Source organism: Rhodanobacter denitrificans, assembly GCF_003335105.1.
GTDB classification, from domain to species: Bacteria; Pseudomonadota; Gammaproteobacteria; order Xanthomonadales; family Rhodanobacteraceae; genus Rhodanobacter; species Rhodanobacter denitrificans_A.
Genome location: NZ_QFWQ01000007.1, coordinates 21,527 through 35,493 on the forward strand (window position 1 = coordinate 21,527; position 13,967 = coordinate 35,493).

14 protein-coding genes and 1 riboswitch are annotated in these 13,967 nt (G+C 68.4%); of the genes, 6 read left to right on the forward strand and 8 right to left on the reverse strand.

The genetic code is table 11. From position 1 onward, the window contains the following. Positions 1 to 18: 18 nt before the first annotated feature. Positions 19 to 113, reverse strand: a riboswitch (TPP riboswitch). A gap of 77 nt (positions 114 to 190) precedes the next feature. After that, the gene (locus DEO45_RS11935) at positions 191 to 841 is read right to left on the reverse strand and encodes a TetR/AcrR family transcriptional regulator (protein ID WP_114343931.1); all 651 of its coding nucleotides are present in this window, start codon (positions 839 to 841) and stop codon (positions 191 to 193) included. A gap of 264 nt (positions 842 to 1,105) precedes the next feature. Between DEO45_RS11935 and DEO45_RS11940 the strand changes: the two genes are divergently transcribed. Together DEO45_RS11940 and DEO45_RS11945 are read left to right on the forward strand one after the other, a co-directional pair. Next, complete coding sequence (locus tag DEO45_RS11940) at positions 1,106 to 1,765, forward strand: protein-L-isoaspartate O-methyltransferase family protein (RefSeq protein ID WP_114343934.1); 660 nt, start codon at positions 1,106 to 1,108, stop codon at positions 1,763 to 1,765. A 31-nt stretch (positions 1,766 to 1,796) separates the two neighbouring features. Beyond that, the gene (locus tag DEO45_RS11945) at positions 1,797 to 3,098 is read left to right on the forward strand and encodes a TolC family outer membrane protein (RefSeq protein WP_114343936.1); all 1,302 of its coding nucleotides are present in this window, start codon (positions 1,797 to 1,799) and stop codon (positions 3,096 to 3,098) included. Positions 3,099 to 3,161: 63 nt separating this feature from the next. On the opposite strand, the gene waaA is transcribed toward DEO45_RS11945, so the two are convergent. Beyond that, a complete protein-coding gene (waaA, locus tag DEO45_RS11950; RefSeq protein WP_114343938.1) occupies positions 3,162 to 4,427 on the reverse strand; it encodes a lipid IV(A) 3-deoxy-D-manno-octulosonic acid transferase in 1,266 nt (421 codons plus the stop codon). A 143-nt stretch (positions 4,428 to 4,570) separates the two neighbouring features. On the opposite strand from waaA, the gene lpxL reads away from it, so the two are divergent. The 3 genes from lpxL (at position 4,571) to DEO45_RS11965 (ending at position 7,514) form a co-directional block, all read left to right on the forward strand. After that, the gene (gene lpxL / locus DEO45_RS11955) at positions 4,571 to 5,488 is read left to right on the forward strand and encodes an LpxL/LpxP family Kdo(2)-lipid IV(A) lauroyl/palmitoleoyl acyltransferase (RefSeq protein WP_223250858.1); all 918 of its coding nucleotides are present in this window, start codon (positions 4,571 to 4,573) and stop codon (positions 5,486 to 5,488) included. Between the two features lie 203 nt (positions 5,489 to 5,691). Then, entirely contained in the window at positions 5,692 to 6,438 is a 747-nt protein-coding gene (locus DEO45_RS11960) for a polysaccharide deacetylase family protein (protein ID WP_114343944.1), read from the forward strand. Further along, complete coding sequence (locus DEO45_RS11965; RefSeq protein ID WP_114343947.1) at positions 6,435 to 7,514, forward strand: glycosyltransferase family 4 protein; 1,080 nt, start codon at positions 6,435 to 6,437, stop codon at positions 7,512 to 7,514. Before DEO45_RS11960 ends, DEO45_RS11965 begins: the two co-directional genes overlap by 4 nt. 13 nt (positions 7,515 to 7,527) lie before the next feature. Here DEO45_RS11965 and DEO45_RS11970 read toward each other — a convergent pair whose 3' ends face one another. From DEO45_RS11970 to DEO45_RS11985, 4 genes are all read right to left on the reverse strand, one after another. Further along, positions 7,528 to 8,283, reverse strand: a complete 756-nt coding sequence (locus DEO45_RS11970; RefSeq protein WP_114343950.1) for a glycosyltransferase family 2 protein — start codon at positions 8,281 to 8,283, stop codon at positions 7,528 to 7,530. After that, on the reverse strand, positions 8,273 to 9,604 hold the full coding sequence (locus DEO45_RS11975) for an O-antigen ligase family protein (RefSeq protein ID WP_114343953.1): 1,332 nt from the start codon (positions 9,602 to 9,604) through the stop codon (positions 8,273 to 8,275). Before DEO45_RS11975 ends, DEO45_RS11970 begins: the two co-directional genes overlap by 11 nt. A gap of 60 nt (positions 9,605 to 9,664) precedes the next feature. Continuing rightward, on the reverse strand, positions 9,665 to 10,792 hold the full coding sequence (locus tag DEO45_RS11980; protein ID WP_114344390.1) for a glycosyltransferase: 1,128 nt from the start codon (positions 10,790 to 10,792) through the stop codon (positions 9,665 to 9,667). 79 nt (positions 10,793 to 10,871) lie between these two features. Beyond that, the gene (locus DEO45_RS11985; protein ID WP_114343955.1) at positions 10,872 to 11,081 is read right to left on the reverse strand and encodes a zinc-finger domain-containing protein; all 210 of its coding nucleotides are present in this window, start codon (positions 11,079 to 11,081) and stop codon (positions 10,872 to 10,874) included. 199 nt (positions 11,082 to 11,280) lie between these two features. Between DEO45_RS11985 and DEO45_RS11990 the strand changes: the two genes are divergently transcribed. Next, positions 11,281 to 12,534: a Yip1 family protein gene (locus DEO45_RS11990; protein WP_114343957.1), complete on the forward strand. Its 1,254-nt coding sequence runs from the start codon at positions 11,281 to 11,283 to the stop codon at positions 12,532 to 12,534. Between the two features lie 63 nt (positions 12,535 to 12,597). Here the strand turns inward: DEO45_RS11990 and DEO45_RS11995 are convergent, their stop codons facing one another. Together DEO45_RS11995 and DEO45_RS12000 are read right to left on the reverse strand one after the other, a co-directional pair. After that, a complete protein-coding gene (locus DEO45_RS11995) occupies positions 12,598 to 13,191 on the reverse strand; it encodes a YceI family protein (RefSeq protein WP_114343960.1) in 594 nt (197 codons plus the stop codon). Between the two features lie 57 nt (positions 13,192 to 13,248). Next, positions 13,249 to 13,842 (reverse strand): malonic semialdehyde reductase, encoded by a 594-nt coding sequence (locus DEO45_RS12000; protein WP_114343962.1) that lies wholly within the window; start codon positions 13,840 to 13,842, stop codon positions 13,249 to 13,251. Between the last annotated feature and the right edge of the window lie 125 nt (positions 13,843 to 13,967).

A 13,967-nucleotide genomic window follows, 5' to 3' on the forward strand; every position in this document is an offset into this window, starting at 1 on the left:
CCGGACGCACGAGGGTGGATGTCGTGCGACGAAGCTCCCTACACCGGTACGAGCCGGATCAGGTTCGAAGGGACTCTCTCAGCCGACCGTGGTCGGCACCCCCGCTTCAGAACGGCGCCATTCAAGCACGAAGCGGGGGGTGCAGGCGAGCACTGCCGAGGATAATGGGCGGTAGGAACCGTCCGGGCTCCTAGCGCGGCAGGTAGGCGCGCAGGAATGTCTCGACGCCGGCGCGTGCCGTCGCCTCGATTTCCTCGATATAGCTGTCGGTGCAGCCGGTGCAGCCGAACATCTGGCGCATCATCAGGTTGCCCTTGATCAGGGTGAGGAACTGCACGGCGGCGCGCGGCACGTCGTCGATGTCCAGCCGGCCGGCGTCAACCGCCTGCTTCAGCAGGCGTTCCATCAGGCCATGCGTTCGCATCGCGCCTTCCTCCCACATCAGCTTGCCGTAGCGCGGGTTGCCCTGGCGACAGTCGCTGAGGATGGCACGGAACGTGCCCACGGTCTCGGCGTTGCAGTCCAGGTGGGCATGGGTCAGCGCCACCCGCATCAGCACTTCGCGGATGTCGGCCTTCGGATCGAAGGAGTAGGTCTCCTCCGGCAGCAGGTCCTGGATGCGCGAACGGATCACTTCGCGGAACAGGTTGTCCTTGTCGCCGAAGTGGCTGTACACGGTGAGCTTGGACACGCCGGCGTCCGCGGCGATCGCATCCATGCTGGTGCCGGCAAAGGCATTGCGGATGAACAGCGCCTTGGCTGCCGCCAGGATAGCCGCACGCTTCTCCATGTCCTTCGGGCGGCCTGGTCCCTGGGATTTGATTTGCGTGCTGCTGCTCATGCCTCCACCTTCACAAACGGATGTTCAAGCTTTATTATACGCATCGGTTCAATTATTTTCCAGAAGGCCGCCTCCCATGGCCCGGCGCCTGCCGCGCCGGCATCCGCATGGAGCGGCTGACCCTCGGTCGGCCGCGATGACTTCCGGCACTTCGTAGGGCCGCCGGCAACCGGCAGGCTTGCCTGCGTCGAAGGTGTCATTGTAGGGCCGGGCGCCAGCGCTTATCCTTTTTGACCTTTTTCGATCCGTACGGGACACGAGCAGATGGCGATGAACATCGAGCAGGCGCGGCTGAACATGGTGGAAAACCAGGTGCGCCCTTGGGAAGTGCTGGACGGCCGCGTGCTGGACGTGCTCGGCCGCGTACGCCGCGAGGATTTCGTCGCTGCCGAGCACCGCCAGCTTGCCTTCGCCGACCTGTGCCTGCCGCTGGGCCACGGCGAGGTGATGATGAAGCCGGTGGTGGAGGGCCGCGTCCTGCAGGCGTTGGAACTGCTGCCCACCGACAGCGTGCTGGAAATCGGCACCGGTTCGGGCTTCCTCACCGCCTGCCTGGCCAGCCTGGCGGCCCGGGTGAGCAGCGTCGACATCCATGCCGATTTCACCGCGGCCGCCGCCCGGCGCCTGCAGAATGCCGGCATCGCCAACGCCAACGTGGCCACCGGCGAGGCGGTCAACGAGTGGCAGCCCGACGGCCTGTTCGACGCGCTGGTGGTGACCGGCGCGGTGCATGCGATCCCGCCGCGCTGGCTGGCCTGGCTCAAGCCCGGCGCACGCGCGCTGGTCATCCGCGGCCAGTCGCCGGTGCAGCAGGCCACCTTGCTGACCCACGAGGGTGCCGGCCGCTGTCGCGAAGAAACCCTGTTCGAAACCGACCTTCCCTACCTGACCCATGCCGAGCCGCCGCAACGGTTCGTGTTCTGACCTCTCCCGAACCATCCCCACGAGGCATCCCATGCGCTTGAAGCTGCTTACCCTTGCACTGGCCCTGGCCGCCATCTCGCTGCCCAGCCACGGCGAGGATCTGCTCGATGCCTACCGCGAGGCGCGTGCCAATGACCCGGTGCTGTCGCAGGCCGACGCCTCCCGGCTGGCCACCGGCGAAGGGGTGGACCAGGCGCGCGCGCTGCTGCTGCCGCAGGTCAACGCCAGCCTGAGCCTGGACCAGACCCACGGCGGCAACCTCATCGGCCATGCCCGTTCGCGCTCGCTCAAGGGTACGCTCAGCCAGACGGTGCTCGACTTCAGCAAGTACGCCAACCTCAAGGCCGCGCACTCGGCGTCGGAGGCCCAGGACGAGCTGTACCAGGCTGCTGCGCAGGAGCTGTACGTGCGCGTCGCCTCCGCCTATTTCGGCGTGCTGACCAGCGACGACGAGCTGACCTACGCCAAGGCCAACGAGGATGCGTTCCGGCAGCAGTACGAGCAGTCCGACCAGCGCTTCAAGGTCGGGCTCTCGGCGGTCACCGATGTGTATCAGGCCAAGGCCTACTACGAGGCGGCCAAGTCGCAGACCATCGCTGCGCAGAATGCGGTGAACGACGCCCGCGAGGCGCTCGCCCAGATCACCGGCAAGCCCACCGGCGACCTGAAGAAACTGCGCGACGACCTGCCGATGCAGCCGCCGGAGCCGGCCGACCAGGACAGCTGGGTGAAGCAGGCGCTGCAGACCAGCCCGAGCCTGCTCGCGCAGAAGAGCAACGTGCAGACGGCCGAACACAACATCAGCGCCGCACGCGCCGGCCACCTGCCCACGATCACCGCCGGCGTCAGCTACGGCAAGGATGCCGGCTGGTCCGACACCAACGCCTCCGCGCGCTACCACGATCCGGCCTCGACCACGATCGGGCTGACCCTCAACGTGCCGATCTTCTCCGGCGGCGCGACCCAGTCGCGCGTGCGCCAGTCGATCTACCAGCGCGATGCCGCTGCCGACGCGATGGAAGCGCAGCGCCGCCAGATCGTGCGCGACACGCTCAACTACTACCGCTCGGTGATCGCCGGCATTGCCCAGGTGGAGTCGGCGAAAGCCTCGGTGGAATCCGGCCGCAAGGCGCTCGAGGCAACCCGCGCGGGCTTCGAGGTCGGCACCCAGACGATGACCAACGTGCTGCTGGCGATCCAGGTCCTGACCTCCTCGGAGAGCAGCTACTCGCAGGCCCGTCACCAGTTCATCCTCAACAAGCTGCTGCTGAAGCAGACCGCCGGCACTGCCGACCTGAAGGACATCGAGACGATCAACGCGCTGCTGCAGTAAGCCGCTGCGCCACGCACGCGCCAGACGGCCGGGCTTGCCCCGGCCGTTTTGCCGTCTGCGGAATCACTCCTGCAGCAGCGCGTCGATCAGCCGCATCACCCGCTGCACCGCACCGCGCTCGCGCTGGAACACCTGCTGTGCCGCCTGCCCCATCCGCTCGCGCCTGGCGGTATCGCGCAACAACGTCAGCACGCCGGAGCCCAGCCGCGCGGCGTCCGCCACGCGTTCGGCGCCCCCGTGCTCGATCAGGCTGCGGGTGATCTCCTCGAAGTTGAACGTGTGCGGCCCCACCAGCACCGGCACCGACAGGGCCGCCGGCTCCAGCACGTTGTGGCCGCCGATCGGCACCAGGCTGCCGCCGACGAAGGCGACGTCGGACGCCGCGAAGAAAGGCATCAGCTGGCCCATGGCGTCGATCACGAACACCTGGTGCGACACCGACGGCACGCCCTCACCACTGCGCGTGGCGACCGAGAAGCCCAGGCTGCGCACCGCATTCTCGGCCAGCTTGAAGCGCTCCGGGTGGCGTGGCGCCAGCAGCAACAGCGCGTCCGGCAGCCGCTGCAGCACCTGCAGGTGCGCCTCCAGTGCCGCCAGTTCCTCGCCTTCGTGCGTGCTGGCCGCCATCCATACCGGCCGCCGCCGGCCCCAGTGCTCGCGCATCTCCGCGCCGACGGCCACCGCGCCGTCCGGGATCGGCATGTCGAACTTCATGTTGCCGGTGACAAGCACCTGCTCCGGGGTAGCGCCGAGCAGCCGGTAGCGCGCGGCGTCGGTGCGCGACTGCGCCGCGATCAGCCGCACGCAGCGCAATGCCGAGCGCGCCAGCCCGCGCAGCGGCGCATAGCCGCGCAGCGAGCGTTCGGACAGCCGCGCATTGACGATCATCAATGGAATGCCGCGCCGGCGGCAGGCGAAATACAGGTTTGGCCAGATCTCGGTTTCCACGATCAGCGCCAGCCTCGGCCGGATCTTCTTAAGGAAGCGGCTCACCGAGTACGGCAGGTCGTACGGCAGGTAGACGTGGAACACGCTGTCGCCGAACAGCTGGTGCACGCGCGCCGTGCCGGTCGGCGTGACCGTGGTGACCACCAGCGGCGCGTTCGGATAATCGCGGCGCAGCGCCTTGATCAGCGGCTCGGCCGCATTCACCTCGCCCACCGACACCGCGTGCACCCACAGACTGCCGCTGAAGCCGGGCGGATCGAAGAAGCCGAAACGCTCCGGCCAGCGCCGGTGATAGGGCCGCGAACGCACCCCCCGCGCCAGCAGGCGCAGCACCAGCAGCGGCGTCACCAGGAACATTGCCAGGGTATAGAGGTAGCGCAACGTCACGGCCCGTCAGTCCAGCGCGGCAGTATACGGGACCGGGGAATCGCGAACCGGGGGCCATGACCGGGGCCTGCGGCACGCTGTCGCCCCGCGGTCCGTTGCCGGTTCCCGCCTCCACTACAATGCGCACGATGCCCGGCATGCCCCGCCCCACCTTCACCCGCTCGCTGCTTGCGCCGCGCCACTGGCCGGCCTGGCTGGGCGTGGCCGCGATCTGGCTGATCGCGCGGCTGCCGCAGCGCGCATTGATGGGGCTGGGGCGCCGGCTGGGCGCACTGGTGCCGCGGATCCCTTCCGAGCGGCGGCATATCGCCGCGGCGAACATCGCGCTGTGCTTCCCCGAACTCGATGCCGCGGCGCAGAAGGCGCTCGTCGAGACGAACCTGCGCGACATCGGCCTGATGCTGGTGGAGTTCGCGCTGGGCTGGATGGGCAGCGACCGCCGCATGGCCGCCATCCCCACCCGCATCGAAGGGCTGGAACACCTCGAGGCGGCGCGCGCGCAGGGCAAGGGCGTGCTGCTGGTGGGCGGCCACTTCTCGCACTTGGAGCTGTGCGCGCGGCTGGTCTCGCAGCGCATCCGCATCGCCGGGATGTACCGGCGGATGGATTCGGCCGTGTTCGAATGGGCGGTGCTGCGCGCGCGGCTGGACTACGCCGACGCGATGTTCGAGAAGGACGACATCCGCGGCACCGTGAAATACCTGCGCGGCGGCGGCACGCTGTGGTACGCGCCGGACCAGGACATGCGCAGCAAGGACAGCGTGTTCGTGCCGTTCTTCGGCGTGCCGGCGGCCACCATCACCGCCACCCATCACCTGGCGCGGATGTCCGGCGCGCTGGTGGTGCCGTTCTTCCATCGCCGCCTGCCCGGCGGCGATGGCTACGCGCTGCGCCTCGGCGCGCCGCTGGAAGGTTTTCCCGGCACGGACGTGCTGGACGACACGGCGCGCATCAACGTCTGCATCGAGCAGATGGTGCGCGAGGCGCCCGAGCAGTATCTGTGGGTGCACAAGCGCTTCAAGACGCGGCCCGCCGGCGCACCCGCGGTCTACTGACGCCGCACGACAGCTGGGCGAAAGCCTGACCCGCTGAAATGGCGCCGTCTCCGCGAACGGGCGCCGACCACGTCGAACCGTCCTCGCGCCGAATGCCGGCCTCGTGCAGGAAGCTCCCGATGCCCGCCCGGCAAGTCGCGCGGGCGTCGCGGCGTTCCGTATCATGGCCGTCTCTTCACCACACCGTCGGCGGAGGAGTCGGCATGGGTCAGGTCAGATCGCAGGGAACGCATGCCCTGCCGATCCTCATGTATCACAACATCGCGCAGGCGCCGCGCGACCTGCGCGTGTACCGCAGCCTGTTCGTGAGCCCGGCCGCGTTCGCGCGGCAGATGTGGCTGCTGCACCGGCTCGGCTATACCGGCCTGTCGATGTCCGCGGCAATGCCCTACCTGCGCGGCGAGCGTACCGGTCGCGTCGTCGTCATCACCCTCGACGACGGCTACGCGGACAACCTGGACGCGGCGCTGCCGGTACTGCAGCGTCATGGCTTCAGCGCCACCTGCTACGTCGTCAGCGGCAGCATCGGGCGCTACAACCAGTGGGACTCCGAACGGTTGGGCCTGCGCAAGCCGCTGATGTCGACGGAGCAGCTGCGCGAGTGGCATCGCGGCGGAATGGAAGTCGGCGCGCACACCCAGAGCCACCCGCGGCTGACGCAATGCAGCGACGCGCAGCTGCGCGACGAGATCCACGGCTGCAAGGTGACGCTGGAGGACCGCCTCGGCGCGCCGGTCACGCAATTCTGCTACCCCTACGGCGACGCCGACGACCGCGTGGCCGGCGTGGCGCGCGAGGCCGGCTACGCCGCCGCCACCACGACCCGGCGCGGCCGGGCGCACGCCGGCATGGACCTGTGGCAACTGCCGCGGATCCAGATCGCGCGCCACCACCTGCTGCCGCAGTTCGCCATGCGGACCCTGACCGGCTACGAGGATCGGCGCGGGTGAAACTGCTCTTCGTCGGCACCAATCCGGAGAACACCGGCGCCGCCAGCCATTTCGTCGCGCTGGTGCAGGCCATGGCCGAGGCCGGGCACGACGTCGGCGTGGTGGCCTATCCCGACGGCCTGATCTGGCAGGGACTGTCGACATCCCGTGTCCGCCTGACCAAGGCGAAGTTCCGCAACGTGTTCGACCTGCGCGGCTATGCCGCCGTCTTCGCAGCGGCGCGGCAGCTGCGCCCCGACTGGCTGGTCGGCAATTTCGGCAAGGAGTACTGGCCGCTGATCCTGGCCGGGCGGTTGTTGCGCGTACCGGTCGCGCTGTTCCGGCACCGCACGCCGCCGATGAAACGCCTCTCGGCGTGGCTGGTCCCGCGCCTCGCGCAACGCTTCCTGGCCGTCTCCCGCCACGCCCGCCAGGCCTATCTCGACCGCGGCATCCCGGGCCGGCTGGTGCAGGTGCTGTACAACCCGGTGAACATGGAGCTGTGCCGGCCCGATCCGCAGCGGCGCAGCGAGATCCTGCGCTCGCTCGGCCTGGATGAGGGCGCGATCGTGCTCGGCTACAGCGGCCGCATGCACAACGGCAAGGGCATCTTCCCGCTGTTCGAGGCGGCCAGCGCGGCCATGGCGGAACAGCCGCGGCTCCATTGCCTGTGGCTGGGCGACGGCCCGGATGCGCAGGCGCTGCGCGAACGCGCCGCCGCCCACCCGCTGGCCGCGCGGCACCACTTCCTGGGCTGGATCGCCGATGTCCATCCCTATTACAGCGTGATGTCCATGCTGGCCTTCCCGTCGATCGCGACCGAAACCTTCGGCCGCGTCTCGATCGAGGCGCAGGCCGCCGGCGTACCGGTGCTGGGCAGCGACATCGGCGGGATTCCGGAGACGCTGGACGCGGGCGTGAGCGGCCTGCTGCTGCCGCCGGGCGACGTGGCCGCATGGCGGGACGCCATCCTCGCCCTGTGCGATCCGTCCATGCGCATGCCGATGGGCGTGGCCGCGCACGCGTTCGTGCAGTCCCATTTCAGCACCGGCGTGATCGCCGACGAGTTCGTGCGGATCCTGACCACCGACCGCTGATCCGCGCACCCGATCAGCCCTGCTGCCGGCGCCGCTGTTCGTACAGCTTCGCGTACTTCAGGAAGGCATAGAACGCGTGGATGCGCGCCGCGATGAAACCGGCCCAACCGGAGCGCCAGTGTCCGCGCAGCAGGTAATAGCGCAGGAATGCCACCGCCGGATACGCCACCATGCGCAAGCGCAGCCAGCCGACCTGGCGACCGTCCAGGTCGGCCAGTTGCAAGGTGGAGTAACGGTTCGCCTTGGCCACGCGACCGGCGATGTCGGGTTCGCCGTAGTGGTCGATGACCACGTCGAGCACGCCCACCGGGCCATCCACCAGCACGGATTCGTGCACCTCGTGGCCACTCATGCGCGCCCGCTGCCGGTCGAACAGGCGCACGTAATGGTTGAGCCGACCGCGCCGCGACTGCCAGCGCCAGAACTGCCACTCGCGACGCCACAGCTGGTAGCCCGCCTGCGCCGGTGCACGCAGCGCCTGCTGCAGCGGCACCGCGGCGTCCGCATCCAGCGACTCGTCGGAATCCAGCAGCAGCACCCAGCGATGGCTGGCCAGGTCGATCGCCGCCTGCTTCTGCGCGCTGTAGCCGGCGAATGGCTGGGTGTGGATGCGCGCGCCGTGGTGCGCGGCGATCGCCACGGTGGCGTCGGTCGAGCCCGAGTCCAGCACCACGATCTCGTCGGCCCAGGCCACCGAGCGCAGGCAAGCGTCGAGCGTGCCGGCGCTGTTGAACGTGGTCACCACTACCGACAGCTGTTCACGCCCCACCGCGCGTCCCCTGAGGGCGTGCTTCTTTGAGGAGTCCGGCACGGATGCCGGGCTCTTCTTTGCCGGCAGGGATGCCGGCTACAAATAGACTGGCGCACCACAGCCCGAGCAGCCAGGCGAACAGCAGGCCCCACCACGCCGAATAGAACGCCAGGTGGGTGTTCAGCGGGAACAGCATCACGCCCAGCGCCAGCGTGGCCGGGAACGCCCGCGCCCGCGCTGCCGCGCCGACCCGGCGCCATGCGCGCAGCGCCAGCACGAGTCCGGCCAGCCACAGCAGCAGGCCGAGCGTGCCGGTCTCGGTGAGAATTTCCAGCACCAGTTGATGCGCATGGCAGGCGCCTTCGCCCACCCCGCAGGCCTCGCCGCCGGCCACGAAATGATCGTTCGCCGGCGCGTACTGCGGATAGGCATAACGGAAACCGCGTACGCCGACGCCGTTGACCGGATGCGCCGCGAACATGCCGAGGCTGGCGTGCCAGATATCGAGCCGGCCGCTGAGCGCGGCGTCGACCGACTGGTCGGTGCCGTGCAGCGCCAGCAGGGTGCGATCCATCCGGTCATGGAAGCGCGCCGAGGTTTTCCAGGCGAGGCCGCCGGCCAGTGCCAGCAGCACCGCCGCGATCGCGCAGAATCCCGCGAAGCGCAACGGCGACCTTGCCTCGCGCCAGGCGAAGCCAAGCGCCACCAGCGCATAGCACAGCCAGGCTGCGCGCGAGCCGGCCAGCAGTACCGGGCCGAGCACCAGCAGGAAGGCGACCAGCAGGCCCGGCAAGCCCCAGCGTCGCCGCGCCGCCCACAGTGCGAACGGCGACAGCACGGCGAGGCTCGGGCCCAGCTTGAGGTTGTCCGCGCCGAAGATGCCGGAGACGCGCTGGGCCTCGGCGTGCCCGCCGAGGCTCCAGCCGGTCAGTGCCTGCACCCAGGCATCGGCGCACCACAGCGCCAGCACCCATGCCACCGCCACGTACAGCGCCTGCAGCTTCTGCTCGCGGCGGATCGCGAAGCAGGCGTACAGACCCAGCGGCGCGTAGCGCAGCAGCGCCACCACGGTGCCCCAGCTCTTGCCGGGCCGGATCGCATCGACGGCAGACAGCAGCGCCGCGCCCACGTAGGCGGCCAGCAGCCACAGCAGCAGGCGCCCCCCCGGATGCCCGCGCAAGGCCTGCGGGTCGCGCAAGAACAGCATGATCACGCCGAGCAGGCACAGCGCCGTGCCCAGTTCGGAGCTGCGCCCGAACGGCAGCAGCGCGATCACCAGCCAGAACGGCAACAGCGGGGAACGCAGCGCAGCCTTGAGCGAGGTAGCGAAGGAATTCATGCGCGGACCGGTACGGAGACGATCACGCATTGTAGGCGAGCGGACGCGCCCGCTGCCGCCTCAGCCGGCGGCCACCTCGTCGTACAGCGCCAGCGTGGCCTGCTGCATGTCGCTCAGGCGATAGCTCTGCAGCGGCGAGATCGGTGGCGCTACCCGCAGCAGTTCGGCGGCCCGTTCCACCAACCGCTCACGGTCACCGGGCGGCACCCGGCCGGCCGGGTACAGTTCGGCCAGCAATTCGCCGACGCCGCCGTGCGCGTAGCCGAGCACCGGCCGGCACAGCGACAACGCCTCGATCACCGTGCGCCCGAACGACTCGGGCCGATTCGACAGTTGTAGCACCAGCGCCGAAACCGCATAGATGTCGCGCACGTCGTGGCGCGGCGGCGTCATCACCACCTGCGAGGCCATGCCGCGCAGCTGGATCAGCTCCTGCAACTCAGCCAGGTAGGCCTCGCGCCCGGGCTCGATCACGCCCAGCAGCAGCAAGCGCGCCTCGATGCCGCGGCGCTTGAGGTCGGCCAGCAGCTCGATCGCGTCGTGATGGCCCTTCAGCCGCGTGCCGCGCCCCGGCAAGGTCAGCAGCGGCGCCTCGGCGAGCACGGGGAACTCGGCGAAGAACGCCTTGCGCCAGGTCTCGTCCGGCCGGTGGCCGTAGGGAAACGCCTGCGGATCGATGCCGCGCGGGATCACCCGCACCCGCCCCGGTTCCAGCCAGCGATAATGGCTCAGCACGTAGTCGCGCAGAGTCTGCGAGACCGCCACCACGCGCTCGCCGCGCAGCAGGATCGCGCTGTAGCGACCCGGCGAGTTGAGCCCGTGCACGGTGGTGACGAAATGCGGCCGCGGCGACATGCCCTTCAATGCCCACCAGCCCATCCAGGCGGGCAACCGCGAGCGGGCATGCACGATGTCCGGCTTCAGCTCGCGCAGCACCCGCCGCAGCGCACCGAGCCGCGCCAGCGTGAACAGTGACTTGCGACCCAGATCCAGCGTGACATGTTCGCTACCCTCGGCCTGCAGTTGCTCGACCAGGCGCCCTCCGGCCGAGATCACCACCGAACGGTGGCCGGCCTGCACCAGCGCACGCGCAATCTCCAGCGCCGAGCGCTCCGCGCCGCCGGACTGCAGCGCAGGGATCAGTTGGACCACCGTCAGCAGCTTGGCAGGCACGGCGATGCTGGACATGAGTTCGGGGCTGGATGCCTTCATTCCCTGGAGGCATGCAAAAACAGTGCCGCCAGTAGCTCGGGGACCGGCCGCCGGGTCAGTCGCGCAACACGTAGCACGCGCCGCAATAGGCGCAGACTGACTCGCCGCCGTCATCGACGATCGGCAGGTACACCTTCGGGTGCGAATTCCACAGCGCCATGCCGGGCATCGGGCAGGACAGCGGCAGGTCCGCGCGCGTCACTTCGTAACGATTTTCGGCATTTGCCGGCACCAGCGGCGCCGTCGGGGAATGAGGGGATGGCATCGGAGGGCTCCGGACTGGACAGCAGGCCGCAAATGGTAGCAGGCTGCAGCCTTCTGTCGGGGGGCAGACAAGGGAAAGCGGGATGCAGCCGTGGCCGAACCGCTGCCAGGTTGCCGCAGCGATTGTCACGAAGCGAGTACACCAGCCCCGGTCCGCCGCCTTGGGTCGGGTCCACTGACACGAGCTTGGGGAACCGACCATGGACTTCGGAAAGATCATCGAGCGGATCAAGGCCATCCTGACCACGCCGAAGACGGAGTGGCCCGTCGTCGCCGCCGAGGCGACCTCGGTGAACGGCCTCTACAGCGGCTACATCGCGGTGGTCGCCGCCCTGCCGATCATCGCCAGCTTCATCAAGGGCAGCCTGATCGGCAGCGGTGCGTTCGGCATCACCGTGCGCACGCCGATCGGCATGGGCATCGTGGGCATGGTGCTGCACTTCGTGCTCGCGATGGTGCTCGTCTACGTGATGGCGCTGATCATCAACGCGCTGGCGCCCACCTTCGGCGGCCAGAAAGACATGACGCAGGCGCTGAAGACCGTGGCCTACTCGTGGACTGCCGGCTGGGTCGCCGGCATCGCGGTGATCGTGCCGTGGCTGGGCTGGCTGATCTGGCTCGCCGGCGGCATATACAGCATCTATCTGCTTTACCTGGGCCTGCCGCATACGATGAAGTGCCCACCGCACAAGGCCGGGGGCTACACCGCGGTCAGCGTGATCATCGCCATCGTGCTGAGCTGGATCGTCGGCGCCATCGTCATTGGCGTGGTCGGCACCGCCGCGATGACCGGCGCCACGATGGGCGGCACGCAGGTCACCGGCAGCAACGGCGACAGCGTCACCATCGACGGCAACAGCGCACTGGGCAAGTTCGCCGCGATGAACCAGCGCGCCGAGCAGGCCGGCAAGGACGCGGGGGCCGCACAGAAATCCGGCGACGGCGCCGCGCAATCCGCCGCGATGGGCAAGATGATGGGTGGCGACGGCGGCGTGGAGGCGCTGGCGCCCGACCAGATCAGGGCCTTCCTGCCCGACGACCTGGGCAACTTCAAGCGCACCAGCCTGTCCGCCCAGCGGAATGCGGCGATGGGCATGCAGATCTCCCAGGCCAGTGGCGACTATTCGGCCGGCAACGGCCAGCACATCACGCTGGAAGTTTCCGACACCGGCGGCGCCAGGGGCTTCATGTCGCTGGCCGCCGCGATGGAGTCGGAGGAGGAGAAGCAGACCGACCACGGCTACGAGAAGACCTACAGCGCCGACGGCAACCTGGTCCACGAGGCGTGGGACACGCAATCGAAGTTCGGCGAGTACAGCATGGTGGTCGGCAAGCGCTTCACGGTGAAGGCGAACGGCAATGTCGACGGCATCGACCAGCTGAAACAGGCGGTGGCCAGCATCGACCTGGCCAGGCTCGAATCGTTGAAGGAAGCCGGCGTGCAATCGAACTGAGCCGGACATCCATCCACAAAAAAACCGCGCCGGTGATGGCGCGGTTTTTTATGCCACGGAAGCTTACTTGGCTGCGGCTTTCTTCGGCACCGAACCCTCGGTGGTGATGCGGATCGCGAGTTCGTCGCTGACGTTCGGCACATAGGCGCCGACGCCGAAATCCGAACGCTTGATGCTGGCGGTGGCGTCGAAGCCGATCGACGGCGCCTTGGTCATCGGGTGCGGGCCGACCTTGTTCAGCGTCGCATCCAGCACCACCGGCCGGGTCACGCCGTGCACGGTGAGGTTGCCGGTGACCTTGAACTTGTTGCCGCCCAGCGGCTGCACTTCGGTGCTCTTGAAGGTCACTACCGGATACTTCCCGGCATCGAGGAAATCCGCTTCCTTCAGGTGCTCGTCCAGCGCCGGCACGTGGGTATCGAGCTGGGCCAGCGGCAGGGTCACTTCCACGCTGGACTTGGCCGGATGCTGCTCGTCGAACACCACGGTGCCTTCGCCCAGGCCGAAATTAGCGGTGGGGTTGGAGTAGCCGAAATGGTTCCAGCTGAACAGCACCATCGTGTGGCCGGGGTCGAGCTTGTAGGTGACCGGGGCGGCCTGCACCGACACGGCGGCGCCGAGCAGGCCGGCGAGAGCGAGATACTTCAATGCACGCATGGAAAGGCTCCTTGGAAATGGAAATGGGAATGGAAAAGTGGGGATGGAACGTGGACTTCAGGCGATCGTGCAGGCTTCGTCGAACGTCAGGCGGGGACTGCGCGGGAACAGGTTGCGGCTGGCGTCGCCGTAGCCGATGCTGATCAGGAAGTTCGACCTGATCGCGGTCCCGGCGAAGAACGCCGCATCCACGCCGGCATTGTCGAAACCGGACATCGGGCCGCAGTCCAGCCCGACCGCGCGCGCCGCCAGCAGCAGGTAGGCACCCTGCAACGTGGCATTGCGGAATGCGGTGGTGTCGATCAGTGGCTGGTTGCCGACGAACCAGCTCTTCGCGTCGGCATGCGGGAACAGCTTCGGCAACTGCTCGTAGAACTCATGGTCGGTGGCGACGATCGCGGTGACCGGCGCTTCCATGGTCTTGGCGCGGTTGCCCTCGGACAGGAACGGCTCCAGCTGCGCCTTCGCCGCCTTCGACTTCACGAACACCACCCGCATCGGCGAGGCATTCGCGCTGGTCGGACCGAACTTGGCCAGCTCGTAGAGCTGGTGCAGCTGCTCGTCACTCACCTCTTTCGGCAGCCACGCATTGAACGTGCGGGCACTGCGGAACAACTGGTCGAGACTGGCCTCGGAAAGCAACTCGCTCATCGGTATCCTCTGTGGAAAGACGCGTCTGCGGCGACGCCATTCCATCAGTGTATAAGTGTTGGCCGACGAACAGTCCAGCCGTCGATAGAACATAGAGTGCTCATTTGGGAAACAGTGACGCGATG

Bases quoted from the DNA above. Each gene is read 5' to 3' on its own strand.
- DEO45_RS11935 (WP_114343931.1), bottom strand. From the start codon at position 841: ATGAGCAGCAGCACGCAAATCAAATCCCAGGGACCAGGCCGCCCGAAG.
- DEO45_RS11940 (WP_114343934.1), top strand. From the start codon at position 1,106: ATGGCGATGAACATCGAGCAGGCGCGGCTGAACATGGTGGAAAACCAG.
- DEO45_RS11945 (WP_114343936.1), top strand. From the start codon at position 1,797: ATGCGCTTGAAGCTGCTTACCCTTGCACTGGCCCTGGCCGCCATCTCG.
- lpxL (WP_223250858.1), top strand. From the start codon at position 4,571: ATGCCCCGCCCCACCTTCACCCGCTCGCTGCTTGCGCCGCGCCACTGG.
- DEO45_RS11960 (WP_114343944.1), top strand. From the start codon at position 5,692: ATGGGTCAGGTCAGATCGCAGGGAACGCATGCCCTGCCGATCCTCATG.
- DEO45_RS11975 (WP_114343953.1), bottom strand. From the start codon at position 9,604: ATGAATTCCTTCGCTACCTCGCTCAAGGCTGCGCTGCGTTCCCCGCTG.
- DEO45_RS11980 (WP_114344390.1), bottom strand. From the start codon at position 10,792: ATGTCCAGCATCGCCGTGCCTGCCAAGCTGCTGACGGTGGTCCAACTG.
- DEO45_RS11985 (WP_114343955.1), bottom strand. From the start codon at position 11,081: ATGCCATCCCCTCATTCCCCGACGGCGCCGCTGGTGCCGGCAAATGCC.
- DEO45_RS11990 (WP_114343957.1), top strand. From the start codon at position 11,281: ATGGACTTCGGAAAGATCATCGAGCGGATCAAGGCCATCCTGACCACG.
- DEO45_RS11995 (WP_114343960.1), bottom strand. From the start codon at position 13,191: ATGCGTGCATTGAAGTATCTCGCTCTCGCCGGCCTGCTCGGCGCCGCC.
- DEO45_RS12000 (WP_114343962.1), bottom strand. From the start codon at position 13,842: ATGAGCGAGTTGCTTTCCGAGGCCAGTCTCGACCAGTTGTTCCGCAGT.